The following is a 24,667-nucleotide window of genomic DNA, read 5'->3' on the forward strand; positions in this document are numbered from 1 at the left end:
GGCCTCCACAAGGGCCGCGGACGCCCCCGTGAGGGGCGGGTGGTGCGGGGGGACACCGGCCCGCCCCCACCCTTTCGACCTGCGGCTGCGCCGCGGCGGCGGTGCGCGCACCGGGCCGTCTTCACAGGATCCGCCCCCCTGGGGGCGCACCTTCACAAATGTGGGGGCCACCGCCCGATGCCGACCGCGCACCCGCGGACCCAGTCTGGGCGCAGTGCCCCTTCCGCCGTCCGGCACCCCGGCCGGCGGATGATCATCGGAGGACCTGGTGGGAGAACCCGTCCCTGTCGACGTCGTCGCATTCGACCCCGTGCTGGAAGCCGGGACCAAGAGCACCCTGTCCGGCTGCCCCGAGGTGTGCCTGACCGCCGCGGGCACGCAGCCGCGGGTCGTGGTCATGACGGTGGACCAGGTCGGTCGGCCGGAGCTCGACGTCCTGCGCACCGTCCGCGACACCCCGGGCCGCCCCGAGGTGGTCGTGGTGGCCGGCGAGCTGGCGCCGGAGGGCGCCCTGCACGCCATCGCCGCCGGCGCCCGCGGGCTGCTGCGCCGCCGGGAGGCGGACGCCGTCCGGCTGCCGCGGGCCGTACTGGCCGCCTCGCGCGGCGACTGCACGCTGCCGCCGGATCTCCTGGACCGGCTGCTGGAGCGCTCGGCCGCCGGCGGACCGGCGGCGGACGGCTCCCCGGACCCCTGGGGCGCGGCGGGGCTCAGTGACCGGGAGCGCAGTGTGCTGCGCCTGGTCGCCGACGGCCACGAGACCAACGAGATAGCCAAGCAGCTGTGTTACTCGCCGCGCACCGTGACGACCGTCGTCCACGACATCACCCAGCGCTTCAGGCTGCGCAACCGCGCCCACGCCGTGGCCTACGCCCTCCGGGTGGGCCTGCTGTGAGCGCCGTCGCCGAACTCACCCGCACGCGGAGCGCCGCACCGGCGGACCGGCTGAGCCTGCTGCGGCAGGCCGGGGACGGCCGGATGCCGTACCCGGCCCTGGTCCGCCTCCTCGGCGCCGTCGCCGCGGAGCCGCCGGCCCGCCCCGCGGCGGCGCCGCAGACCCCGCGCCTGACGGCCCGGCAGACGGCGGTGCTGACCTTGATGGCGGAGGGCCACGGCAACGCGGTGATCGCCCGCACGCTGTCGTGCTCGGAGCACACCGTGAAGAACGTGATCTACGAGCTGATGTCCCGCCTCCAGGCCCGCAACCGCGCCCACGCGGTGGCCTGCGCGGTGCGCCACAGCCTCATCTGAGGTGTTGTCCGGAAAGGCACCCTTGCCCGTCGCGGCGCGGGTGTACGGTCATCGCTCAAACAGTGGGCGGGGTACGGGGGTTGGGGTGGAATGAGCGACAGTACCGGACGTCCGGGCGGCGACGTCGGCCGCCCGCGCGACGAAGACGGCGGCCGGAGCGTCGATGTCCGCCGTCGGGTGGAGCAGGTCGCGCTGGGCCTGATGGCCACGTCGGGTGTGGTGGTCCTGCTGGCGGACCTCTTCGGCTGGCTGGACACGCTCGCCCCCGGAGGCGCACTGCCCAAGGTCACGTTGCTCATCCTGAGCACGGTCACCGTGTTCCTGCTCATGGAGCTCGAACGGCTGAAGAAACTCGACGCCGTCGACGACCGGGTCAGGAACCTCGGCCCCGACGTGGGACGGAAGGTCTCCGCCCTGGAGGAGAACGTCGGCACGAAGTTCACCGCCCTGGAGACCAGCGTCGGCACCCAGATCACCACCCTGACCGCGAACGTCGAGGCGCACCTGTCCAAGCTGGACATCGACGCCATCGCGCAGCGCCTCAAGCGGCAGCACTACGGCGGCGTGGTCGGGATCCACAGCCGCTTCCCCGAAGACGCGTTCACCGGCCTGCTGGAGCGCGCCGGTGACGAGCTGGTGATCCTGCAGACCTGGATCCCCAACCTGCACCACCTCCGGGCGGCCCTGCACAAGGCGATCACCGACCAGCAGGTCCACGTCCGCATCCTGCTGCTGCACCCCGCGTCACCCGTGGCCGGGCTGCGCGACGAGGCGCTCCGGGCGGTGCGGGATCCGGCCCTCGCCGTGAACGTGCGGGCGAGCGTCGAGAGCTGCCTCGCCGGACTGGCCGAACTCAACACGGCGCTCGCCCCGGGGAACCGCAACCGCCTCCAGGTGCGTCTCTACAACTCCCTGCCCTCCATCGCCGTGTTCAAGATCGACGAGCGTTTTCTGGTCAGTTCGTTCCTGCACGGCCAACTCGCCATCGACTCGACGCAGATCGAGATCGACGGCGGCGACACGGTGATGGGCGAGGAGGTCCAGCGGGAGCTGCGCACGCTGTGGAGCATCGGCGCGGATGTGGACCTCCTCGACTGGCGCACGTCGGTGGCCGGCATCAGCCTGTGATCCACGCCCGTGATCCACGGAAAGGTACCGTCATGCACGATCTGCACGCTCTGGACGCGTTCGAGGACGCACTGGTCGAGCGGTTCAAGGAACACCCGGTCCTTGCGAACGTCGCAGCCCTCCCGGACGAGGACTTCGCCGCGCTCCTGCTCCAGCGGCGCTTCGTCTCGCTCGCCTTCACCCCGTCCTACGACCTCGCGATCGACCTGCTGCGCGACGAGGCGGGGCTGCGGATCGCCCGGGTCATCCTGCGCGAGGAGTACCCGGACGACGGCCACGGCCACACCCCCTCGCACCGCGAGGACATGACGGAGGACCTGCGCCGCCTCGGGATCTCCCGCCCCGCCCTGGTGGCCTCGCGGCCCACGGCCCGGACCCGGCAGGTCATCCAGGACACCCTGGAGCTGATCGCCGACGCGGGCGGCCACCCCGACGCCGACCTGCGGCTGCTGACGATCCTGCGGTTCTGGGGCGAGGTGCTGGTCTCCGTCGAGTACGGCCGGCTGTGGGAGCGGATGGCCCCGATGCTGACCGAGGGCGGCAAGAACCGCTCCCGCTTCTACTACCCGCACCACGTCCACGACGCGAAGACCCACTCGCTCGCGACGCTGTCCCTGCTGTCGGGCTCCCACTCGGACCGCCTGGCCACCCGTGTGACCGAGCTCCTCGCCCACGAGGAGTCCACCGCCGGCTTCCGCGAGCTGGAGGAGCGCGCCCTCCACCTCAAGACCGCCTTCTACGACCAGTTCCTCCCGGCCCTGGACCGCGTCGCGGTCTGAGCCGGGGATCCGGCGGGGGCGAACCCCTTGAACGCGTCCTGACCCCGGCGCACGCGACTGCCGGGGTCAGCCCTCGTCCGGGGTCAGCCCTCGTCCGGGGTCAGGCGCAGCGAGATCGAGTTGATGCAGTAGCGCTGGTCCGTGGGGGTCGGGTAGCCCTCGCCCTCGAAGACGTGGCCCAGGTGGGAGCCGCACTTCGCGCACAGGACCTCGGTGCGCACCATGCCGTGCGAGACGTCCGCCCGCAGCTCGACCGCATCGGAGTCCTTCGGGTCGTAGAAGGACGGCCAGCCGCAGTGCGACTCGAACTTCTCCGTGGAGCGGAACAACTCGGCGCCGCAGGCGCGGCAGGCGTACACGCCCGGCGTCTTCGTGTCGGTGTACTCACCGCGGAACGCCGGCTCGGTGCCCGCGAGGCGCAGCACCTGGTACTCGGACGGCGTCAGCTCCGCCTGCCACTGCTCGTCCGTCTTCTCGACCTCGTAGGCCATGGCTCTCCCGCTCCCTCAGCTCGACAGGCGGGCGAGGATGGCCGGACCGAGGTCCGTGACGTCGCCCGCGCCCATCGTGAGAACGAGATCGCCGGGCTTCGCCATTCCCGCGATGACGTCGGCGACGTCTTCCTTCTCGTGCTCGGCGGTGACGTCGGCGCCCGCAGCGCGCGCCGCGGTGATGATGATCTCGCTGGTGACCCCGGGGATCGGGTCCTCGCGGGCCGGATAGATGTCCAGGACCACGGCGGAGTCGGCCAGCGCGAGGGCCTGGCCCATCTCCTTGCCCAGTTCCTGGGTGCGGGAGAAGAGGTGCGGCTGGAAGACGACCAGGATGCGGGAGTCCCCGGCGGCGCCGCGGATGGCCTCCAGGTCGGCGGTCATCTCCGTCGGGTGGTGGGCGTACGAGTCGATGACCTGGACACCCGCCGCCTCGCCCTTGAGCTGGAGGCGGCGCTTGACCCCGGTGTACTTGCCCAGCGCCGAGGCGAGGTTGTGCGCCGGGATGCCGAGGGCGACGCCCGCGGCGAGGGCGGCGACGGCGTTGTGCGCGTAGTGGCGGCCGGGCACCGAGACGGTGAAGGTGAGCATCCGGCCGTCCAGGACGACGGTGACCTCGCTGGTCAGACCACGCGGGGTGATCTTCGCGATCCGGACGTCGGCGCCTTCCTCCTCGCCGTACGTGACGACGGTGAGGCCGGCCGTGCCGGCGACGCGGCGGGCGATCTCGGCGGCGCCCTCCTGGCCGTGGGCCACGACCAGGGTGCCACCGGGCACGATCTTGCCGACGAAGGTCTCGAAGGACGCGTAGATCTCCTCCATCGACGCGTAGTTCGCGTGGTGGTCGAGCTCCGCGTTGAGGATGATCGCGACCTGCGGGGTGTACTTGTGGAAGCTGCGGTCGCTCTCGTCCGCCTCGGCCACGAAGATGTCGCCCTCGCCGTGCTGGGCGTTGGAGCCGGGGGCGTCCAGATCGCCGCCGATCGCGTACGAGGGGTCCAGGCCCAGCGCCGACAGGGAGACCGCCAGCATCGAGGTGGTGGTGGTCTTGCCGTGCGTACCGGCGACCGCGATCGGCCGCAGGCCGTCCATCAGGGCGGCCAGGGCGTCGGAGCGGTGCACGACCGGGACGCCGAGCTCGGCGGCGCGCGCCAGCTCGGGGTTGTCCGCGCGGATGGCACTGGAGACGACCACGCAGGTGGCGTCCGCGGCGAGGTGGTCGGCGGCGTGGCCGATGTGGACCGTCGCGCCGTGGGCGCGCAGCGCCTGGGCGGTCTCGGAGTCACGGGCGTCACTGCCCGCGACCTTCGCCCCGCGCTGCGCGAGGATCTTCGCGATGCCGGACATCCCGGCGCCGCCGATGCCGATGAAGTGCGGGCGTTCCATGGCGGTCGGCAGGCCGGGCGGCGTCATACGGGATCTCCCCAGGGTGCGGGTCGGACGGGTGCGGACGAGTATGTCGGGGGCCAGCCTATTCGTTGTGGGCGAAGAGCTTGAGCACCGGAACGCCGACCTTGTGCCGGGCCCGCGAGGCCCAGTCCCGGTGGAAGAACTCCTCCACGAAGTGCGGGGCGGTCAGGACGATCACCTCGTCGGCCGTCGACTCCTCCACGACCGTCTTCAGCTTGTCGAGCGGATGGTCCTCGACCAGCTGTCCGACGGCCGTGGCACCCTTTCGGCGCAACGCCTCCAGGGAATGGGCGAGCGCCTGCTCGGCGGGGCCGCGGGCGGCCTTCCCCTCGGGGATGTCGGCCTCGCGCAGGGCCTCGGGCAGCTCGCCGAGCGCCACGTCGTCGATGGCGCGCAGCAGCCGGTCCTGGTCGCCCCGGGGCTGCATGAGGACGACGAAGGAGACCGGGTCGTCCCCGTGCAGGGTGGTGACGAAGTCCACGTCGACCGGGGTCAGCGGCTGCTCGATCATCAATACGCTCGTGAACACGGACGCCCTCTCCTTCATGGGCCGCGGCCGGTCGGCCGGCCCCTGCGGAAACCATCCTGCCCCGCTCTCGCACGGGGCCTGCGCAGGTATATGTGCCCAGCGCAAGCTAAGCGGAACGGGGAGTTCCGCCCCTTGTCAGATCCGACGGTAGCTCGTGAAGAGGAACCCGGCCTCCTCCAGTACGGAGGCCGGCGCGAGCCGCTGCGGCACCGTGATCGACGGACCTGCCGAGATGCGCTGGGCGGTCCCCGCCGTGAGCATCGGCGAGATCGTCAGGCACAGCTCGTCCAGTGCGTCGGCGGCCACGAACTGGCCCAGCAGCCGGGGACCGCCCTCGGTGAGCTGGCGGCGCAGCCCCCGGTCGGCGAGCTCGCGCACCACCCGTACGGGGTCGGCGCCCGCGCCTTCTCCGGCCACCACGACCTGGGCCCCGGCCCGGGTGGCCTCGGCGACCCGGTCGGCGGGCGCGGCCGCCCCGGTGACGACGAGGGTGGGCACCAGGGGCGAGGTGAACAGCGGCAGGGAGAAGTCCAGGTCCAGACCGGCCGTGACCACCGCGATGGCCGGGGCGGGGCCCTGGCCGGCGGCCGCGCGCCGGGCCGCGAAGGCCTCCCGGGCCCGGGCCGGGCGGTAGCCCTCCTGGCGAACCGTTTCGGCTCCGACGACCACCACATCGGCGAGCGCCCGGAGGGTGCCGAAGATCCGCATGTCGGTCTCGCCGGAGATCGGCTGCGAGCGCCCGTCGTGCTGGGCGGCGCCGTCCAGGGTCGACACCATGTTCGCCCGCAGCCAGTGGCCGTCCGGCCGCATCGCGGGGTAATCGTAGGCCTCGGCCAGCTCGTCGAGCGACCACTCGCGGTCCGTGGCGGCGGGTGTCTGATCGGTCACAGGGAACAGGCGTCGCATCGGTGCAGTGTGCCATGACCCGTAGAGTTAAGAGCTGTGTCAACCTCACTCTCCGCCTCCGGTCCCCGCTCCGGGCGATCCCCGATAGCCGGTACGGCCCCCGCGGCCGACACGGTCGATGCCGGCCCGCAGGCGCTGTGCGCCCGAGAGCCGCGCGTGCCCGCCGAACGGCTGGTGGCCGAGATGGTGCCGCCGCCGCGGTTCGACTCGGTGCGCTTCGACACGTACGTCCCGGACCCGGCCCAGCCGAGCCAGGCCGAGGCCGTCACCGTGCTGAGCGGCTTCGCCGCCGGCCTGGGCGGGGCCCACGCCACCGGCTCCGGCAAGCGGCGGTGGTTCTCCAGGACCCCGAAGAGCGCGGCCCCGGCCGCCCCGCGCGGGGTCTACCTCGACGGCGGCTACGGCGTCGGCAAGACCCACCTGCTCGCCTCCCTGTGGCACGCCACCCCGGCCGAGCCCGCGCTGAAGGCATTCGGCACCTTCGTGGAGCTGACCAACCTGGTCGGCGCGCTCGGCTTCCAGCAGACCGTGCAGACCCTGGGCGGGCACCGGCTGCTGTGCATCGACGAGTTCGAGCTCGACGACCCGGGTGACACCGTCCTGGTGTCCTCCCTGCTCAGCCGCCTGGTGGAGCAGGGCGTGGCGCTGGCCGCCACCTCGAACACGCTGCCCGGCAAGCTCGGCGAGGGCCGGTTCGCCGCCGCCGACTTCCTGCGGGAGATCCAGGGCCTGTCGGCACACTTCCGCCCGCTGCGGATCGACGGCCAGGACTACCGCCACCGCGGCCTGCCGGAGGCCCCGGCCCCGTTCTCGGACGAGCAGGTGGCGAAGACCGCGTACGCCACCGAGGGCGCCAGCCTGGACGACTTCCCCGGCCTGCTGGACCACCTGGCCCGGGTCCACCCGAGCCGCTACGGCGCCCTGACCGAGGGCATATCGGCGGTCTGCCTGACCGACGTGGGGCCCGTGCCGGACCAGTCGACGGCGCTGCGGCTGGTCGTCCTCGCGGACCGGCTGTACGACCGCGAGATACCCGTGGTCGCCTCGGGAGCGCCCTTCGACCGGCTGTTCAGTGACGAGATGCTGAACGGCGGCTACCGCAAGAAGTACTTCCGCGCCATCTCGCGGCTCACCGCGCTCGCGCGCGACGCGAAGCCCCTGGTGTCCCAGTAGGTTGGGGGCGCCGGCCCGTTCCGCGAGCCGGCCGTGTCCACTTCTGCGAAGGGATCCACCATGGCCACCACGCGTCACGCCCACACCGTCTGGGAGGGCAACCTGCTGGAGGGCAAGGGCGTCGTCACCCTCGACTCCTCGGGCATCGGCTCGTACGACGTCTCCTGGCCCTCGCGCGCGGAGGCGGCGAACGGCAAGACCAGCCCCGAGGAACTGATTGCCGCCGCCCACTCCAGCTGCTTCTCGATGGCCCTGTCCCACGGCCTGGCCGGCGCGGGCACCCCGCCCACCCGCCTGGAGACCAAGGCCGACGTCACCTTCCAGCCGGGTGAGGGCATCACGGGCATCCACCTCTCGGTGCGCGGCGAGGTCCCGGGCCTGGACAACGACGCCTTCGTCGCCGCTGCCGAGGACGCCAAGAAGAACTGCCCGGTCAGCCAGGCCCTGACGGGGACGACGATCACCCTGAGCGCCGAGCTCGCCTGACGGGCACGGCACGGGGACGCAGCACCCCGAGCGCGGGGCCGGTCCGGCGACCGCATCCCCCGGCCGTCCGCGCCCCTCTGCCGAGCCGCCGCCGCGGCCCCTGGCCGGGCGCCCCTGCCGGTGCCCGGCCGGGCCCGGCGCCCTCGGGACGGGATCCGGCCGGTGGGGTGAGCCGCCGGGGGCCGTCGCACGCGTCAGGGCGCGGCCGGCGGGTCCGCGTGGTACCACGGCCCCTCACCCCCTCACCCCTCGCCCCGGGAGCCTTCGATGTCCCTCACCCGACGCAGCCTGCTCGCCGCCGGCACCGGCCTCGGCATCGCCTTCTCCGGAACCCTCGGCGCCCTCTTCGCCGCGAGCCCGCGGGCCGCGCAGGTACGACAGGGGTACGGGCCGCTGCTGCCCGACCCGCGCGGCCTGCTCGATCTGCCCGCCGGATTCGGCTACCGGGTGCTCTCCCGGGCCGGGGACCCGCTGCGGTCCGGCGAGGGCACCGTACCCGCCAACTGCGACGGCATGGCCGCCTTCGACGCGGGCCGGGGGCGGGTGCGGCTGGTGCGCAACCACGAGAACAAGCCCACCGCCGCCCTGCGCGTGCCCCCGGTGGAGGGGCTCACGTACGACCCGCACGCCCTCGGCGGCTGCACCGTCCTCGACCTCGACCCCGCCGGCCGGGTCACCGGCGAGCGCGTCGGCCTCGCCGGCACCGCCGTCAACTGCGCGGGCGGGCGTACGCCCTGGAACACCTGGCTCAGCTGCGAGGAGACCGAGGACCGGGCCGGGGACGCCACCGGGTACACCAAGGACCACGGCTACGTCTTCGAGGTCGACCCCGCCGACCCGCACCGCTGCGGGGCCGTTCCGCTCACCGCGATGGGCCGCTTCGCGCACGAGGCCGTCGCCGTCGACCCGTCCGCCGGCACCGTCTACGAGACCGAGGACGCCTTCATCAAGCCCTTCGGCCTGTTCTACCGCTTCCTGCCCGCGCGCCCGCTCGGCGGCCCCTGCTCCCTGCGGGCCGGCGGCACGCTGGAGGCCCTGCGCGTGCCGGGGGTGGCGGACCTGTCGGTGGTGAGCGAGCCGGGCACCGAGTTCCCGGTGGAGTGGGTGCGCGTCCCGGACCCCGCGGCGGCCACCACCCCGATCCGCTTCCAGGACTTCGGGCCGGGCGGGATCACCCACGCCCAGAAGCTGGAGGGCTGCTACTGGGGCGGCAGCGGCGTGTACTTCGTGTCCAGCTACGCCCGCAGCCGCGAGGGCGCCGCCGCCGACCACCACGGCCAGGTGTGGTTCCACGATCCGCGGCGGTCCGTGATCCGGCTGGAGGTGGTCTTCGGCCCCGCCGCCGACGTCCAGCTGCCCGGGGACGGCCCCGACAACATCTGCCTGGCGCCCGACGGCGGCCTGATGGTGTGCGAGGACGGCGGCGGCGCGCAGTACGTCTTCGGCCTGACCCCGGCCGGGGAGGTGTACCCCATGGCACGCAATGCCCAGGACATCGGCCGACCCGGGGCGCCGGAGTGGGGGGAGTTCGCCGGGGTGACCTTCTCCCCGGACGCGCGGACGATGTACGTCAACGCCTACAACCCCGGAACCACCTTCGCCGTGACGGGCCCCTGGAACTGACCGCCTCGCACCGTCGTTCGATGTGCGGGACGATCGTACGGAGTCGACGGATTGGGGCAGACGGCCGTGGCGCGGAAACCGGAGAAGCCGAAGAAGCAGAAGCATCCGAAGAAGCTCAAGAAGCCTGAGCGGCCGGAGGCGCCGAAGAGGGCGGAGAAGCCGGAGCAGCCTCAGCCGGCGCAGCACCCGGCCGCGGCCGAGGCGCAGCCCTCGCTGCGCCCGCTGCTGCGCGTCCCCGCCGGCGACCGGGTCGACCTCGGCGCCCTCCCCGCCGCGGGGGTACCGGCCGGCCCCGCCGACAAGGCGGCCGGGGTGGCGGCGACCGCCGCCCTGGCCAAGCCGCTCGCCTCCCTCCAGGAGCGGCTGTACGCGGCCAGTACCGCCGGGGACCGCCGGCGCCTGCTGCTCGTCCTCCAGGGCATGGACACCTCCGGCAAGGGCGGCACGGTCAAGCACGTGATCGGCCAGTTCAACCCGTCGGGCTGCCGGATCACGGCCTTCAAGGCGCCCACCCCCGAGGAGCGGAACCACCCCTTCCTCTGGCGCATCATGAACGCCCTCCCCGAGCCGGGCGAGATCGGCATCTTCGACCGCTCGCACTACGAGGACGTCCTGATCGCCCGCGTGCACGAGCTGGTGCCGTCCAGCCGGCTGGAGCGCCGCTACGACGAGATCAACCACTTCGAGCAGTCGCTGGTGGACGACGGCGTCACGGTGGTGAAGGTCTTCCTCCACATCGGGTACGAGGAGCAGCGCCGACGGCTCCTGGCGCGGCTCGACAACCCCGCCAAGCACTGGAAGTTCAACCTGGGCGACATCGAGGAGCGCGCCCTGTGGCCCGCCTACCAGCAGGCGTACGAACTGGCCCTGGAACGCTGCTCCACGACGGCCGCGCCCTGGTACGTCGTCCCGGCCGACCGCAAGTGGTACCGCAACTGGGCCATCAGCAAACTGCTGCTGGAACACCTGGAGGAGCTCGACCCGCACTACCCCGAGGGCGACTTCGACTTCGACATCGAGGATTGCCGCGCACGCCTGCTCCGGACCTGAGGGGCCGAATCACCGGCTGTCCGGCGCCTCCGAGGAAGGGCTGCAACCCGCGCGGTCAGGGTGAACATCAGGAGGTCGCACGCCCGGGGTCGCTCGGCCGGGGTCAGGCTTCTGGCTTCGCGCCGTAGACCTGTGATTGGCACATTGTCATATATTTTGCCTGCGTGACCTTTTATGTGCGCAAAGCGGCGGCTACTGCCGCCCTCAGTGCCGCTCTCGCCGCCGCCCTCGCCGGATGCGGCGGTGGCTCCGGCGGCTCCGCAGCCGGCAGTGCCGGGCAGGCCCGGATGGGGACGCCCGCGGGCTCCGCGGTGCCGTCCTCGGCCTCCTCCCCCGGGGCGGCCTCGCCCGGGGGAGCCGCCGCGCCGCCCGCCAAGGCTCCGACCCTGGCGCCCGGCCCGAACGGCCTGACCCCGGTCTTCGAGCGTGCGAAGCAGCACACCGACAAGGCCGTCGCCCTGACCTTCGACGCCGACATGACCTCCGATCAGGGGCCGCGCGCCGCGAGCGGGGAGCGCTTCGACAACCCCGAGCTGATCGCGACCCTCCGCACGCTCCAGGTGCCCTCGACCGTCTTCATGACAGGGCGCTGGGCCGAGGAGTACCCGGACCAGGCGAAGTCCATCGGCACCGATCCGAACTTCGAGGTCGCGAACCACTCCTACAGCCACCACGCCTTCAAGTCCCCCTGCTACGGGCTCCCGGCGCTCGACCCCGCCGCCGCCCGGGCCGACGTGGACCGGGCCTTCGCCGCCTTCCGCACGGCGGGCGCGGTCAACACCGTCCCGTACTTCCGCTTCCCCGGCGGCTGCTACGACGACGCCACCCTGCGCGTCCTGTCCACCGCCAAGGTCACGGCCGTCCAGTGGGACGTGGTCAGCGGGGACGCCTTCGCCAAGGACCCGGACGCGGTGGCCGAGCAGGTGCTCACGGGCGTGAAACCCGGCTCGGTGGTGGTCATGCACTGCACCCGCAGTGCGGCGCCGGTCACCGAGGAGGCCGTGCGGAAGATCGTCCCGGAGCTGCGCAAGCGCGGCTACCGCTTCGTGAAGGTCTCCGAGCTCATCGGAAAGTGACCCTCCGGGTCCGGTCGGCTCAGCCGGAGCAGGCGGTGCGCTCCGCGTCCTGCCACTCGCACACCGGGCACAGCACCACGCCCGGTGTGGCCACCCCGTACTCGGTGCGCTTGCCGCACTCCACGCAGTCGGCGTACGGCGGCCCGGGCGCCGGGCGGGCCGGTGCGGCCGGGGCGGGGCAGTACGACTCGGTCCCGGCCGGCCGGTCCGGTGCGTCGGCGCGGTCTTCTGCGTCCATGCGTCGAGCGTACTCAGCTGCGCCGCGCACTGACGAGGCAGGCCAGCGCCCCCGCCCCGCCGGCCAGCACCAGCGCGCCCGCCGCGGCGCCCAGCGGGAGCACCACCGTGCCCGCCCGGGCCCCCACGGTCAGCGCACCCACCGCGCTGCGCGCCGGTGAGCCGCCCAGGCCCAGGGCGAGCAGCGAGCCCAGGCCGCCCGCGAGCAGCGCGAAGCCGCCCGAGCGCAGCACCGGCCTGCTGCACACCGCCCCCACGGCGGTGCCGGTCAGGGAGCACGCCGCCACGGCGAGCGCCCCGGCACCGGCGGCCGTCCCGGGCTCCACGCCGCCGCGGTCGCCGGTCAGTACCACCGCCGCCGCACCCGCCGCACCGGCGAGTGCCGTCCAGCCGAGGGCGGTGAGCAGCGCCGCCGCATGCACCCGTACGGGACCGGCCGCGGCGGCCGCGCAGTCGCGGGCGGCGTCGGGCTCGTTGGTCACGCAGACCCGGACCAGCCAGGCGGTGACCGGGACCAGCCCGGCGGCCGCGAAGCCCAGCGAGTCCGGCATCGGATCGCCCGGCTGGATCCCGACGGCCAGCACGGCGGCGTACAGCAGCAGCGGGCCGATCCACCGCTGGGAGCGCAGCAGCAGGGCGCTCTGGTAGCGGAGCAACCCGCTCACTTCGCCTCCTCGCATTCCTTGACGGCTCGGATGTGCCAGGGCGGGTCCGCCATGAGCAGCTCCCGCAGCACCGCGTCGGACCGGGCGGCGGGCACCGTCAGCAGCAGGACGCCGCCGGGCGCGCGCCGCGCCGCCAGCTCGGGGGGCGGTGCGGAGCCCGGCGGTCCGGCGGCCTCGATCCGTACGTACGGGCCGCCGTCCGCGCCCGTGCGTACGGGAACCAGCCCGGTCCCCTCGACCCGGTAGTGCGCGTCGGCGGCCCCCGCCAGCCGCGCCGGGTCGTGGTCGACGAAGACCACCGTGCCCCCGGCGGCGGTCCGCTCGGCGACGGCCCGGTCCAGCTCGGCGCGGGCCGGCGCGTCGAGCCCGGTCCACGCTTCGTCGAGGACGAGCAGTCCGGGTTCGGCGAGCAGTGCCTGGGCGACGGCGACCTTCTGGCTGCTGCCTTTGGAGAGCTCGGCCAGCGGGGTGCGGGCGTACGCGGCGGCGCCGAACCTCTCCAGCCAGCCGGCCGCCCGGTCCTCGGCCGCGGCACGGGAGAGCCCGTGCACCCGACCCATGTGGGCCAGGTAGGCGCTCGCGGTGAGCGGCAGCGCGGCTGGGAAGCGCTCAGGTACGTAGGCCGTAGGGCGCGGGCGGCCGGTGATGCGCCCCTCGGTCGGGCGGTCGATGCCGGCGAGGAGGCGCAGCAGGGTGGACTTGCCGCCGCCGTTGCGCCCTTCGACGCGGACGAGCGCCCCCGCGGGCAGCTCCAGGGTGACCCCGCGCAGCACCCACGGCCGCCGCAGACCGTGGCGGCGGCCGACGCCGGTGAGCCTCAGTGGGCCGCCGCCGTCTCGGTCACCTCGCTGGGCCGGACGATGACGAAGCCCTCGCCGCTCAGCTTCAGCTGGACGGCCTCCCCGGAGCCGCCGCGGATCATCGAGCCGACCGACTGGGAGCGGTGCAGTCCCGTCTCCAGCTGCGCGCTCCAGCCGACCACCGCGTCCGTGTCCACGTACACCGGGGACTGGGTCGTGACCGGGATGACGATCGGGTTTCCGTCGCAGACCACGGCGAGCTTGCCGGTGCCGGTGAAGAGGCTGTTGAAGAGGCCGCCGCCGGTCATGCCCGCACCCTTGACCACCTTTATCTCGTAGGAGAGCGTCGGGTCGAAGCAGAGCACGTTGCGGCCGTTGACGGTCAGCGCGTCGCCCGGCTCGAAGTCGATGATGAAGCAGTTGCCGGCCTGGTGGGCGAACCAGGCCTCGCCCTGTCCGCGGACGGCCATCAGCGCCAGGCCCTCTCCGGTGACGGCGCGCTTGAGCAGGTTGCCCAGGCCCTGCCCCTTCCGCTCGAACTGGAGGTTGCCCCGGAAGGCGACCATCGAGCCCTGGCGGGCCAGCATTTCACCGTTGACGGTGTACTTCACGGACTTGGCGTTCTGCAGGATCATGCCCGGAGTGGCGGATTGCGGAGCCAGGTTCTCGGACGCGAAAAGGTCGCTCTTCATGAGCCCGATCCTCACCTGGCACGCACCCCCGCGGCATCATCCTCAAGTCGGAGCCTGGCATCCTTGGCCGGATGAGCACCGAGCACACCACACCGGCCCCGGCCGTCGGAGCGGACAGCCCGTTCCGGCAGGGCCGCATCTCCCGGGACGAGGCACCGCAGTTCGTCCTGCCCCTGGTGGTCCGCATCGAGAAGGCCGAGCCGCCGGCCCGGACGGACGCGCTGGAGACGGCCGCCCGCGCCGTCCTGGTCCTGCTGGCGGACGAGCGCGCGCAGGGCGGGGGCGAGTGGGCCGAGGCGGTCCGGGACTGGCAGGACGCGCGGATCCGGAAGGTGGTGCGGCGGGCCCGCGGGGCGGAGTGGCGCAAGGCGGAGACCCTGCCGGGTGTCACGGTGCACGGGGAGCGCTCGCAGGTACGGGTGTTCCCGCCGGTGCCGCTCGACGGCTGGCCCAAGGAGCTGGCCAAGCTCCAGGTGTCGGGCACGGATCTGGACGATCCGGAGCCCGCCGGTCCGGCCGAGCCGGGCGTGCCGGTGCTGTGGCTCAACCCCGACCTGGACATGTCCGCGGGCAAGGCGATGGCCCAGGCCGGGCACGCGGCGCAGCTGGCGTGGTGGGAGCTGACCGGCCCGGAACGGGACCGGTGGCGGGACTCCGGTTTCCGGCTGGCCGTACGGACCGCCGCGCCCGGGCAGTGGGCGGAGCTGGGCGGGAGCGGGCTGCCGGTGGTGCGGGACGCCGGTTTCACGGAGATCGCGCCGGGCTCGGCGACCGTGGTGGCGGACCACCCGGCGCTTCGGGCACGGTTCTGACGGGGCGGCGGGTGCCGGCCGTCGGAGGCCGGCGTCACGCCCGCCGGCCGTCGGCGCGGCGCATGACGGGCTGCAGGACGGGGCCGGCAGTGGAACCTCAAATGTTGCTCTGAACGTCCCCTCCCGCGGTTGGACCCGACCTCTTCGGGGCCATCACCACCGCACACGACCACGAGAGGGGGCGGGGGACATGAAGCCCATGGCACACCTGGGGGTGGGCATCGGCTGGCGGCCGGAGATCGCGGACGCCGTGGAGCGCCTGCCGGGGCTGGACTGGGTCGAGGTGGTGGCCGAGAACACCTGCCCCGGACACCTGCCCGCGTCCTTGCAGCGGCTGCTCGACCGCGGCGTCCGGGTCGTACCCCACGGGGTGTCGCTCGGCCTCGGCGGCGCCGAGCGGCCCGACCCGCAGAAGCTGGCTGCCCTCGGGGAGCGGGCGGTGGCGCTGGGGGCGCCGCTGGTCACCGAGCACATCGCGTTCGTACGGGCGTCTTCGCCGGCACCGGCGCCGGGCGCGGTGCTGGAGGCAGGGCACCTGCTGCCCGTGCAGCGCACGCGGGACGCGCTCGACGTGCTGTGCGAGAACGTCCGGATCGCGCAGGACTCCCTCCCGGTGCCGCTGGCCCTGGAGAACATCGCCGCGCTGGTCTCCTGGCCCGGGGAGGAGCTGACGGAGGGCCAGTTCCTCACGGAGCTGGTTGAGCGCACGGGCGTCCGGCTGCTGATCGACGTGGCGAACCTGCACACGAACCGGGTGAACCGCGGGGAGGACCCGTTCGCCGTGCTCGCCGGGATCCCGCTGGAGGCGCTGGCGTACGTGCACGTCGCCGGTGGCGTCGAGCGGGGCGGGGTGTGGCACGACACGCACGCGCACCCGGTGCCGGAGGAGGTCCTCGGCCTGCTGGCGCAGCTGCGGGCCCTGGTCGACCCGCCGGGTGTCCTGCTGGAGCGGGACGACGACTTCCCGGATGAGGAGGAGCTGGCCGCGGAGCTGGCCGCGATCCGCGGGGTGGTGGACGCCGGCCCCGCCCGGCCCGCCGCCCACGCCGTGCCCTCGCCGGAACCCGCACCCGCACCCGCCCCGGACCCCGCACCCTCGCCTGCGGCGGAGCGGGCCAGGTTGCGGGTGGGGGTGGAACAGGCCGCGCTGCTGTCCGCGCTCGTCGCGGGGACCCCGGTGCCCGAGGGCTTCGACCGGCAGCGGGTACGCGTGCAGGCCCGGGCGCTCGCCGCCAAGCGGGCCGGGGTGGTCGCGAAGCTGGCGCCGGAGCTGCCCGCCATCCTGGGCGGCGAGGAGCCGTACCGCGAGGCGTTCCTCGGCTACGCCCGCAACCGCCCCATGACCGCGGGCTACCGCCGGGACGCGCTGGCCTTCGCCGAGCACCTGCTGATCCGGGACCTGCCCGCCGACCCCGCCGCCCGGCGCCGGCTCACCGCCTGGTGGCGGGAGCGGGCCGGGGCGAGGCCGCCGGCCCGGGTCGTGCGGTGGGCCCGCTCGCTCGTGGGGCGGGCGGCATGAACGTTCTTGCCGTCGCGATATGGATCGCCGTCATCGTCTCCTGTGTCCTGCTGTTCCGCGGCGTGCGCCGCAGCCTGCCGCCCGCGGTCGGTGCCGCGCCGCGGCTGCACGACCTGTCCGAGGCCGCGTTCATGGCGGGCGGCCCGGGAACGGTGGTGGACACCGCGCTCGTCTCGCTCCTCGGGGACGGCCGGCTGCTCGTCGGCGGACCGGGGATCGTCCACGTCCGGCCGGGAGCGCGGGCCGGTGACACGGCCGAGCGCGCCGTGCTCCAGGCCTGCGCGCAGGCCCCCTCCGGCTGGCTGTACCAGGTGCGGTACGCGGCCATGCGCGATCCCGCCGTCCAGGAGACCGGCGACGGGCTCGCCGAGCGGGGCCTGCTCGCGGCGCCCGGTTCCGGCCGGAAGTGGCGGCGCCGGGCGGTGATCCAAGCCGTCGTGTGCGCGGCGTGGGTGGTGTTCTCGCTGCCGCTCACGTTCGTGGCGCTGGCGCTCGACCCGGGCCCGCAGGTGCCGTTCATCATCAAGGTGTTCCCCGCCCTGGCCGGCGGCATCGTGCTGGGCTGCGCCCTCGCGGTCCGGGCCAGGCAGCGGATCACCCCGGCGGGGCAGGCGGCACTGCGGGAGTTCCGCACGCAGTACCTCAACGACCGGACCCCGCACGTCCAGACCGCCCTGTACGGGCTCCGGGGCCTGCAGGACCCGTACCTGCGCGCGCACCTGCTCCCGGCCGCCCGCGACACCCGCCTGGCCGCCGCCCAGGCGCGGGCCGCGCGAACCGGCTCCTCCCACGCCGCCTCCTCCCGCACCGGCTCCTCCTGCGCCTCCCCTGCCGAGGTCGTCCCGGTGCTCTGGTGCGCGGGCAGCGACACCGGCGGCGGGGACAACTCCGGTTCGGGCTGCGGCTACTCGGGCTCGGGCTGCGCGTCGTCGAGTTGCAGCGGTTCGAGCTGTGGCAGCTCCTCGGGATCCAGCTGCGGCAGCTCCTCCGGTTCGAGCTGCAGCAGCAGTTCCAGCTGCGGCAGCAGTTCGAGTTGCGGGAGCAGCAGTTCCTGACCGCCCGCAAACGGGGGGACCACGGCCGACACCCGGCCGTGGTCCTGTACAACCGGCCGCCTTGCACATCTCATCGGTTCATCCGAAGAGATGAAGGGGCTGGTATGCCGACTCCGCTCGTACGCCACGGGGTCGCCGCGGCGGCGCTCTGCCTCCTCCTGTGCGCCCCGGCGCCGGCCCCGGCGCACGCGGGCGAAGCCACTGCCCCCGGGCTCGGTCGTGCATCCCCGTCCGGCCCCGGCCCGGCCGGCACGGAGCGAATCGCCACAACGGGAGCCGGCAGGGCCGCAGCCGCCCGGGCCGCCGGCGAGGCCGCCGCCGCTGCGCCCCACGCGCTCGCCCGGGCGGCCGCCCAGAACGCCGGGGCCGAGCTCGTCGCCCGCCGCGCCGCAGAGGCCGCCTCGGCGCCCACCCTTCCCGCCGCCGGGGGCGCAGGCAGCTCCGGGAAGGCCGGCAGCTCCGGGAACGCCCGCGGCCGAAGCGGACGGCTGGAGTTCGGGGAATGTCCCGCCGTCGAGGAACTGCCCACCTCCGTGCGCTGCGCGACCCTGCCGGTTCCGCTCGACTACGCCCGGCCCGACGGCCCGTGGATCACCCTCACCGTCAGCCGCGTCGCCGCCGACGGGCGCGGGGGCGCCGACCGGCAGGGGGCGCTCGTGTACAACCCGGGCGGGCCCGGAGCCTCGGGGATGTTCTTTCCGCTCGTCGGCGGCCTGCCCGAATGGCAGCGCATCGCCGCCGCCTACGACCTCGTCGGCTACGCCCCGCGCGGGGTCGGCCGCTCGGCCCCGCTGTCCTGCGAGGATCCCGCCCGGCACGACCGGGCCCCCACGCAGGTGCCCGCGGAGCCCTCCCCCGCGTACAAGGAGGAACGTACCGCCGCCGCCCGCGCCTACGCCCTCGGCTGCGCCCAGCGGGCCGGTGCGGCCCTGCCGTACTACAACACCCTCGACAACGTCCGCGACCTGCACGTGCTCCGTGCCGCGCTCGGCGAGGAGAAGCTGACCTTCATGGGCGCCTCCTACGGCACCTACCTCGGCGCCGTCTACGCCACGCTGTACCCCGGCCACGTCCGCCGCATGGTCCTCGACTCGGCGGTCGACCCGGATCCCCGCCGCATCTGGTACCGCGCCAACCTCCACCAGGCCGTCGGGTTCGAGCGCCGCTGGGCCGACTTCCGCGCCTGGGCCGCCCGTCACCACGCCGTCTACCGCCTCGGCGCCACCCCGGCCGCCGTACAGGCGAGCTACGAGCGGGTGCGGGACGCGGTGGCCCGCACCCCCGCGGGCGGTGTGGTCGGCACCGGTGAGCTGCAGGCGGCTTTCCTGCAGGCCGCGTACTACGACGACGTCTGGGCGGAGCGGGCGGCGGCGCTCAGCGCCTTCCTGGCGGGCGATCCGGGCCCGCTCGTCCGGCAGGCCGTTCCCGACCGGGAGTCTGCGGCCGAACGCGAGAACGCCCGGGCCGTCTACACGGCGGTGCTGTGCAACGACGCACCCTGGCCCGCCGACTGGGAGACCTGGGACCGCGACACCACCGAGACCGCCCGCCGCGCCCCCTTCGAGGCGTGGCCCAACACCTTCCTGAACCTGCCCTGCGCGTACTGGCCGGCGGCCGGGCGGCAGCAGCCGGTGGCGGTGGGCGCGCAGCCGGACGCGCTCCCCCGCACGCTGATCGTCGCGGCGGAGCGGGACGGGGCGACCCCGTACCCGGGTGCGCTGGAGCTCCAGCGGCGGCTCGGCCGGCAGGCCGCGCTGGTCACGGAGCGGGGGGCGGGCACGCACGGAGTCGTCGGCGGGCGCAATGACTGCGTCGACCGCCACGTGGAGCGGTACCTGCTGACGGGTGCCACCGCGGGGTGGCGCGTGTCGTGTGCGCCGCATCCGGAGCCCGCGCCGGTGTCGCTGGACGACAGGGCGGCGAGCACCACGGGGAAGGCCCCCAGGGCACTGCTGCCGCCTGTCGTCTGAACTTCCGGGCGGGATCTCCGGCTGCGTCGATTCGGAAGTTCGGGTCTGTCTTCCGATCCGCCGGAGGAGGTCGATCCTCCGGCCCTTCCCCCCAGGGGAGGTATCAGGCGAGCCCGGCCACCAGGTCGGCGACGGACTTGCGGCGTCCGGTGAAGAAGGGCACCTCTTCACGGACGTGCATGCGGGCCTCGGAGGCGCGCAGGTGACGCATCAGGTCGACGATGCGGTAGAGCTCGTCGGCCTCGAAGGCGAGGAGCCACTCGTAGTCGCCCAGCGAGAAGGAGGCGACGGTGTTGGCGCGCACGTCGGGGTAGCCGCGGGCCATCTTGCCGTGGTCGGCGAGCATGCGGCGGCGGTCCTCGTCGGGCAGCAGGTACCAGTCGTACGAGCGCACGAAGGGGTACACGCTGACGTAGTCGCGGGCGACCTCGTCGGCCAGGAAGGCCGGGATGTGCGACTTGTTGAACTCGGCGGGGCGGTGCAGGGCCATGTTCGACCACACCGGCTCCAGCGCGCGGCCCAGCCTGGTGCGGCGGAACAGGTTGTACGCGGTCTGCAGCTCGTCCGCGGTCTCCGCGTGCCACCAGATCATGACGTCGGCGTCGGCGCGCAGGCCGGAGACGTCGTAGGTGCCTCGGACGGTGATGTCCTTGGCGGCCAGCTGTTCGAACAGCTCCTGGACCTCGTCGGCGTAACCGGCGCGGTCCTCGGGCAGTACGTCCTTCAGCTTGAAGACGGACCACAGGGTGTAGCGGATGACCTCGTTGAGGTCCTTCGCCTTCTTCCCCGCGTTGGGAATCTTCTCCGGTGCAGTCATGTGCCTATTGTCCCGTGTGCGGATCAGTGGTCTGCGCCAGGGGTGCCCCCCGCGAGGCCAACGTGGCGACCACCACGTCCGCGGCCTTGCCCGCGCTCGCGATGCAGGCCGGGATGCCCACCCCGTCGTAGAGGGCGCCGCACACCGCGAGCCCGGGCAGCGCGGCGACGGCTTCGCGGATCCGGGCCACCCGGCCGAGGTGCCCGACCGGGTACTGGGGCAGGCCGCCGTCCCAGCGGGTCACGGTGGAGGCGACGGGCCGGGCCGTCAGGCCGACGGCCTCGCCCAGGTCGCGGAGCGAGACCTCGACCAGCTCGGAGTCCTCCCGGGCGAGGTCGCCCTCGTCGGCGTGGCGGCCCACGGAGGTGCGCAGCAGGAAGAGTTCGGGGTCGGTACCGGCCCAGGCCCACTTGTTGCTGGAGAAGGTGGACGCCTTGATGGTCCGCCCGTCGACGGGCGGTACGAGGAACCCGCTCGCACCGCCCCCGGTGATCGGGGCCGGCAGCTCGGAACGCCGGAACGCCATGGTGACCAGGGCCATCGAGGCGTACTCCACGGTGCGCAGCTCGGCGGCGGCGGCCGGGGCGAGGTCGCCCAGCAGCCGGGCGGCGGGGCCGGCCGGGGTGGCCACGACGACGGCGTCGGCGTCGATGGCCTCCGCCGCCCGCGCTCCCTCGGCAGCGGCGACGACCCGCCAGCCGCCGACCGTACGCAGGACCTCGCGCACGGCGGTCCCGGTGCTGATCCGCGCCCCGGCGGCCCGGCAGGCCTCGGCCACGGCCTGCGGGAGCCGGCCGATGCCGCCGGCGATGCCGGAGAAGACGGGACCGGCCGCGCCCTGCGCCGCCGCCCGGCGCTGCAGTTCCCGTACGCCCTCCCCCAGCGAGGCGTGCGTGCGGGCCGCCTCGAAGAGCTGGGGCACGGCGGCGCGCATGGAGATGCGGTAGGCGTTGCCCGCGTAGACCCCGCCGAGCAGGGGTTCCACCAGGCGGTCGACCACCTCGTGGCCGAGCCGGGCCGCGATGTACTCGCCGACGGCCACGTCCTCGCCGATCGGGGTGGGCGGCAGCGAGCCTTCGGCCTCGATCCGGGCCAGGCCCTCGGCGGAGAGCACGCCGGACGCGGCGAGCGGCCCCAGGTCGCCGGGGACGCCCATGACATGGCCGCGCGGCATGGGTCGCAGGGCGCCGCGGGTCCACAGGTGGGCGGTGGCGGTGGCGGGGGGTTGCAGGGCCTCGCCGAGGCCCACGGCCCGGGCCAGTTCCATGGCCTCGGGCCGGCGGGCGAGCACGGACTCGGCGCCGAGGTCGACGGGGAGTCCCGCGAGTTCACCGGCGTGCAGCTTGCCGCCGAGGCGGGGGCCGGCCTCCAGCAGCGTGACGCGCAGGCCCTCGGCGAGGAGCCGGTGGGCTGCCGCGAGTCCGGCGATGCCGCCGCCGATGACGACGACGTGGCCGGCCGAAGGCCGCCCGGCCGCAGCATCCGTACGCATGTCCGCTTCGTGCATGGACACATCGTCTCAGACCGATCTGCGGCCGATCACCGAGGCCGGACCGTGACCGCATCGGGACCGGCTCGGGACCGCGCGGGCGAAACCGGCGGCGGGAGTCCGTACGTCGAACCGGCACATACGCCGATCCCGGGGGGATGCATGCACCACACTGCGCACGGACACGGCCCGAACCACCGGCGCGGCGCGGCCGCCCTGGCCGCCCTCTGCCTCGCGGGCACGCTCGCCCTGACCGGCTGCGGGGCCGGGGACGAGGCGGCCGGGCAGTCCTCGGCCAAGGACCCCCGGGCCGCCGCCGGCCCCGCGCAGGGCAAGCCGGGGGCCGGCCCGGCGGCGGGGTCGGGCGCGGGCGCCGCGGCTCCCCCGGCCGCTGATGCCGCCAAGAACCCGCAGCAGCCCGCCGTACGCCCGCACGTGATCCGTACGGCCACCCTCGCCATCGAGACGGCGGACGCCCAGAAGGCCCTGGCCGCGGCCCGCACGGCGGCCGAGGGCGCGGGCGGCTTCGTCGGCAACGAGTCCACCCGGCGCGGGAAGGACGGCCTGATGACCTCGACGGTGACCCTGCGGGTGCCCGGCGAGCGCTTCGACGCCGTGCTCGGCGCCCTGGAGGGGAGCGGCAGGCTGCTCGGCCGCACGGTCGAGGCGCAGGACGTGACGGAGAAGGTCGCGGACGTCGACAGCCGGGTCAGGTCGCAGCAGGCGAGCGTGGCGCGGGTGCGGGACATGATGGAAAAGGCCTCGGCCCTTGCCGATGTGGTCATGCTGGAGAACGAGCTGAGCAAGCGTCAGTCGGACCTGGAATCCCTGCTGGCGCAGCAGACGGCGCTGAAGGACCAGACCTCGCTGGGCACGATCACGGTGGAGGTCACCGAGCCCGCGGCCGAACCGGAGGCGAAGAAGGACGCGCCGCCGTCCTTCGCCGACGCGCTGCGCGGCGGCTGGCACGTCTTCGCGACGCTCCTGCACCACCTGGTGCTGGCGGTCGCCGCCGTGCTGCCGTTCGCGGTCACGGCGGCGCTGGCGGCCCTGGGGTGGCGGGTCCGCCGGCGACTGCGCCCGTCCTCGCCGAAGACGGGCCCGGCGGGCCCGGCGCCCCGGCGGGTCCCGGGGGCGCGGGCGGCCTCGGCGGGGCAGCCGCTCCCGGCCGACCGGCCTGCGGACCCGACGGAATCGGAGCACGCTTCGGACTGAACGCCCATTCCCCCGTAGCGTGTTCCCCAGGAGACGGTGGCGGCGGCGGTGGAGGACGGTGCGGACGATGGCGGCGAGGGAACGACTGGTGGTGGTCGGCGGTGACGCGGCGGGGATGTCCGCCGCGTCGCAGGCCCGGCGGCTCAAGGACCCCGCGGAACTGGAGATCGTCGCCTTCGAGCGGGGCCACTTCACCTCGTACTCCGCGTGCGGCATCCCGTACTGGATCGGCGGCCAGGTCACCGAGCGGGACGACCTGATCGCGCGCACCCCCGAGGAGCATCGCGCCCGGCACATCGACCTGCGGACCCGCACGGAGGTGGTGGAGCTCGACCTCGACGGGAGCCGGGTCCGGTCCCGCGACCTGGATTCCGGGGCCGAGGCCTGGACGGGCTACGACAAGCTCGTGCTGGCCACCGGCGCCCGGCCGGTGCGGCCCCGGCTGCCCGGCATCGGCGCGCACGGGGTGCACGGCGTACAGACGCTGGACGATGGCCAGCGCCTGATGGACACCCTGGAGCGCACGGAAGGCCGCAGGGCGGTCGTCGTCGGGGCCGGCTACATCGGGGTGGAGATGGCGGAGGCCCTGGTCGGCCGGGGCTACGGGGTCACCGTCCTGCACCGCGGCGAGCAGCCGATGGCCACCCTGGACCCCGACATGGGCCGCCTGGTGCACAGCGCGATGAACCGCATGGGGATCCGTACGGTCTCCCGCGCCGAGGTGACGAAGATCCTCGCGGACGAGGAGGGCCGGGTCCGCGCGGTGGCGACGGCGTCCGGGGAGGAGTACCCGGCGGACGTGGTGGTCCTCGGCATCGGCGTGGAGCCCCGGACCGCGCTCGCCCGGGCGGCGGGCCTGCCGCTCGGGGAGTCGGGCGGGGTGCTGACCGACCTGTCGATGCGGGTCCGCGGGTACGAGAACATCTGGTCCGGCGGCGACTGCGTGGAGGTCCTGGACCTCATCTCGGGCCGGATGCGCCACATCCCGCTGGGCACGCACGCCAACAAGCACGGCCAGGTCATCGGCGCGGGGGTGGGCGGCGGCTACGCGACCTTCCCGGGAGTGGTCGGGACGGCGGTGAGCAAGGTCTGCGACCTGGAGATCGCCCGGACCGGGCTGCGGGAGAAGGACGCGCTCGCGGCGGGGCTGCGCTTCGTGACCGCGACGATCGGCTCGACGACGACGGCGGGCTACTACCCCACCGCCGCGGACATGACGGTGAAGATGCTGGCGGAGCGCCGTACGGGCCGGCTGTTGGGCGTCCAGATCGTCGGCGGCGCGGGCTCCGCGAAGCGGGTGGACATCGCGGCGGTCGCCCTGACGGCGGGTATGACGGTGGAACAGGTGGTCAGCCTGGACCTGGGCTACGCCCCGCCGTTCTCCCCGGTCTGGGACCCCGTCCTGGTGGCCGCGCGCAAGGCGGCCACGGCGGTCCGCACGGCCGGCCCCTGAGCCCCTCCCGCGAGCGGGAGGGGAGGCGCGCAACGACCTGG

Annotated in this window: 25 protein-coding genes; 15 read left to right on the forward strand and 10 right to left on the reverse strand. The window is 74.3% G+C overall.

The features are described from left to right. Positions 1-268: 268 nt before the first annotated feature. From AC0666_RS23160 to AC0666_RS23175, 4 genes are all read left to right on the forward strand, one after another. Positions 269-895, forward strand: coding sequence for a helix-turn-helix transcriptional regulator (locus AC0666_RS23160; protein ID WP_478708214.1), 627 nt, complete (start codon positions 269-271; stop codon positions 893-895). After that, positions 892-1,251: a response regulator transcription factor gene (locus tag AC0666_RS23165; RefSeq protein ID WP_468971616.1), complete on the forward strand. Its 360-nt coding sequence runs from the start codon at positions 892-894 to the stop codon at positions 1,249-1,251. The genes AC0666_RS23160 and AC0666_RS23165 overlap by 4 nt, the downstream gene beginning before the upstream one ends. Positions 1,252-1,341: 90 nt before the next feature. Further along, on the forward strand, positions 1,342-2,379 hold the full coding sequence (locus tag AC0666_RS23170) for a hypothetical protein (RefSeq protein ID WP_468971615.1): 1,038 nt from the start codon (positions 1,342-1,344) through the stop codon (positions 2,377-2,379). A 32-nt stretch (positions 2,380-2,411) separates the two neighbouring features. Then, positions 2,412-3,158, forward strand: a complete 747-nt coding sequence (locus tag AC0666_RS23175) for a hypothetical protein (protein WP_361712804.1) — start codon at positions 2,412-2,414, stop codon at positions 3,156-3,158. A gap of 83 nt (positions 3,159-3,241) precedes the next feature. Here the strand turns inward: AC0666_RS23175 and msrB are convergent, their stop codons facing one another. From msrB to AC0666_RS23195, 4 genes are all read right to left on the reverse strand, one after another. Continuing rightward, positions 3,242-3,649, reverse strand: a complete 408-nt coding sequence (gene msrB, locus AC0666_RS23180) for a peptide-methionine (R)-S-oxide reductase MsrB (RefSeq protein WP_361712802.1) — start codon at positions 3,647-3,649, stop codon at positions 3,242-3,244. A gap of 15 nt (positions 3,650-3,664) precedes the next feature. Continuing rightward, positions 3,665-5,062 carry a UDP-N-acetylmuramate--L-alanine ligase gene (gene murC / locus AC0666_RS23185; protein ID WP_468971613.1) on the reverse strand — a complete coding sequence of 466 codons (1,398 nt, stop codon included), beginning with the start codon at positions 5,060-5,062 and terminating at the stop codon, positions 3,665-3,667. A gap of 58 nt (positions 5,063-5,120) precedes the next feature. Then, positions 5,121-5,588 (reverse strand): indole-3-glycerol phosphate synthase, encoded by a 468-nt coding sequence (locus tag AC0666_RS23190; protein ID WP_468585395.1) that lies wholly within the window; start codon positions 5,586-5,588, stop codon positions 5,121-5,123. 135 nt (positions 5,589-5,723) lie between these two features. Further along, positions 5,724-6,494 carry a pyrimidine reductase family protein gene (locus tag AC0666_RS23195; RefSeq protein WP_468971612.1) on the reverse strand — a complete coding sequence of 257 codons (771 nt, stop codon included), beginning with the start codon at positions 6,492-6,494 and terminating at the stop codon, positions 5,724-5,726. Positions 6,495-6,530: 36 nt separating this feature from the next. On the opposite strand from AC0666_RS23195, the gene zapE reads away from it, so the two are divergent. From zapE to AC0666_RS23220, 5 genes are all read left to right on the forward strand, one after another. Next, on the forward strand, positions 6,531-7,667 hold the full coding sequence (gene zapE / locus AC0666_RS23200) for a cell division protein ZapE (RefSeq protein WP_468971610.1): 1,137 nt from the start codon (positions 6,531-6,533) through the stop codon (positions 7,665-7,667). 60 nt (positions 7,668-7,727) lie between these two features. Continuing rightward, positions 7,728-8,153: an OsmC family protein gene (locus AC0666_RS23205; protein WP_361712794.1), complete on the forward strand. Its 426-nt coding sequence runs from the start codon at positions 7,728-7,730 to the stop codon at positions 8,151-8,153. Between the two features lie 267 nt (positions 8,154-8,420). Then, on the forward strand, positions 8,421-9,776 hold the full coding sequence (locus tag AC0666_RS23210; RefSeq protein ID WP_478708215.1) for an alkaline phosphatase PhoX: 1,356 nt from the start codon (positions 8,421-8,423) through the stop codon (positions 9,774-9,776). A gap of 213 nt (positions 9,777-9,989) precedes the next feature. Continuing rightward, positions 9,990-10,826 (forward strand): PPK2 family polyphosphate kinase, encoded by an 837-nt coding sequence (locus AC0666_RS23215; RefSeq protein WP_468971696.1) that lies wholly within the window; start codon positions 9,990-9,992, stop codon positions 10,824-10,826. Positions 10,827-10,990: 164 nt separating this feature from the next. Beyond that, on the forward strand, positions 10,991-11,902 hold the full coding sequence (locus tag AC0666_RS23220; RefSeq protein ID WP_478708216.1) for a polysaccharide deacetylase family protein: 912 nt from the start codon (positions 10,991-10,993) through the stop codon (positions 11,900-11,902). A gap of 19 nt (positions 11,903-11,921) precedes the next feature. Here the strand turns inward: AC0666_RS23220 and AC0666_RS23225 are convergent, their stop codons facing one another. Genes AC0666_RS23225 through AC0666_RS23240 form a run of 4 tightly spaced genes read right to left on the reverse strand, consistent with a single transcriptional unit; the run spans position 11,922 to position 14,296 of the window. Beyond that, a complete protein-coding gene (locus AC0666_RS23225; protein ID WP_468971604.1) occupies positions 11,922-12,140 on the reverse strand; it encodes a hypothetical protein in 219 nt (72 codons plus the stop codon). 13 nt (positions 12,141-12,153) lie between these two features. After that, positions 12,154-12,804, reverse strand: coding sequence for an ABC transporter (locus AC0666_RS23230; RefSeq protein WP_478708217.1), 651 nt, complete (start codon positions 12,802-12,804; stop codon positions 12,154-12,156). Continuing rightward, positions 12,801-13,625, reverse strand: coding sequence for an ABC transporter ATP-binding protein (locus AC0666_RS23235; RefSeq protein ID WP_478708250.1), 825 nt, complete (start codon positions 13,623-13,625; stop codon positions 12,801-12,803). The genes AC0666_RS23230 and AC0666_RS23235 overlap by 4 nt, the downstream gene beginning before the upstream one ends. Further along, complete coding sequence (locus tag AC0666_RS23240; protein WP_478708218.1) at positions 13,622-14,296, reverse strand: AIM24 family protein; 675 nt, start codon at positions 14,294-14,296, stop codon at positions 13,622-13,624. Before AC0666_RS23240 ends, AC0666_RS23235 begins: the two co-directional genes overlap by 4 nt. Positions 14,297-14,367: 71 nt before the next feature. Between AC0666_RS23240 and AC0666_RS23245 the strand changes: the two genes are divergently transcribed. The 4 genes from AC0666_RS23245 (at position 14,368) to AC0666_RS23260 (ending at position 19,652) form a co-directional block, all read left to right on the forward strand. Next, a complete protein-coding gene (locus tag AC0666_RS23245; protein WP_468971600.1) occupies positions 14,368-15,108 on the forward strand; it encodes an aminoacyl-tRNA hydrolase in 741 nt (246 codons plus the stop codon). A gap of 199 nt (positions 15,109-15,307) precedes the next feature. Then, positions 15,308-16,627 carry an MbnB/TglH/ChrH family RiPP precursor modification enzyme gene (locus AC0666_RS23250; RefSeq protein WP_478708251.1) on the forward strand — a complete coding sequence of 440 codons (1,320 nt, stop codon included), beginning with the start codon at positions 15,308-15,310 and terminating at the stop codon, positions 16,625-16,627. After that, complete coding sequence (locus AC0666_RS23255) at positions 16,624-17,682, forward strand: TIGR04222 domain-containing membrane protein (protein WP_468971598.1); 1,059 nt, start codon at positions 16,624-16,626, stop codon at positions 17,680-17,682. Before AC0666_RS23250 ends, AC0666_RS23255 begins: the two co-directional genes overlap by 4 nt. Before the next feature lie 104 nt (positions 17,683-17,786). Beyond that, a complete protein-coding gene (locus tag AC0666_RS23260) occupies positions 17,787-19,652 on the forward strand; it encodes an alpha/beta hydrolase (RefSeq protein WP_478708219.1) in 1,866 nt (621 codons plus the stop codon). 103 nt (positions 19,653-19,755) lie between these two features. Here AC0666_RS23260 and hemQ read toward each other — a convergent pair whose 3' ends face one another. After that, positions 19,756-20,469, reverse strand: a complete 714-nt coding sequence (gene hemQ, locus AC0666_RS23265; protein WP_478708220.1) for a hydrogen peroxide-dependent heme synthase — start codon at positions 20,467-20,469, stop codon at positions 19,756-19,758. Between the two features lie 4 nt (positions 20,470-20,473). Next, positions 20,474-21,976: a protoporphyrinogen oxidase gene (gene hemG, locus AC0666_RS23270; RefSeq protein ID WP_478708221.1), complete on the reverse strand. Its 1,503-nt coding sequence runs from the start codon at positions 21,974-21,976 to the stop codon at positions 20,474-20,476. 144 nt (positions 21,977-22,120) lie between these two features. Between hemG and AC0666_RS23275 the strand changes: the two genes are divergently transcribed. Beyond that, positions 22,121-23,173: a DUF4349 domain-containing protein gene (locus AC0666_RS23275; RefSeq protein ID WP_468971590.1), complete on the forward strand. Its 1,053-nt coding sequence runs from the start codon at positions 22,121-22,123 to the stop codon at positions 23,171-23,173. A gap of 67 nt (positions 23,174-23,240) precedes the next feature. After that, a complete protein-coding gene (locus tag AC0666_RS23280; RefSeq protein WP_468971588.1) occupies positions 23,241-24,626 on the forward strand; it encodes an FAD-dependent oxidoreductase in 1,386 nt (461 codons plus the stop codon). Positions 24,627-24,667: the final 41 nt, after the last annotated feature.

The organism is Streptomyces sp. NPDC043680, assembly GCF_056436685.1.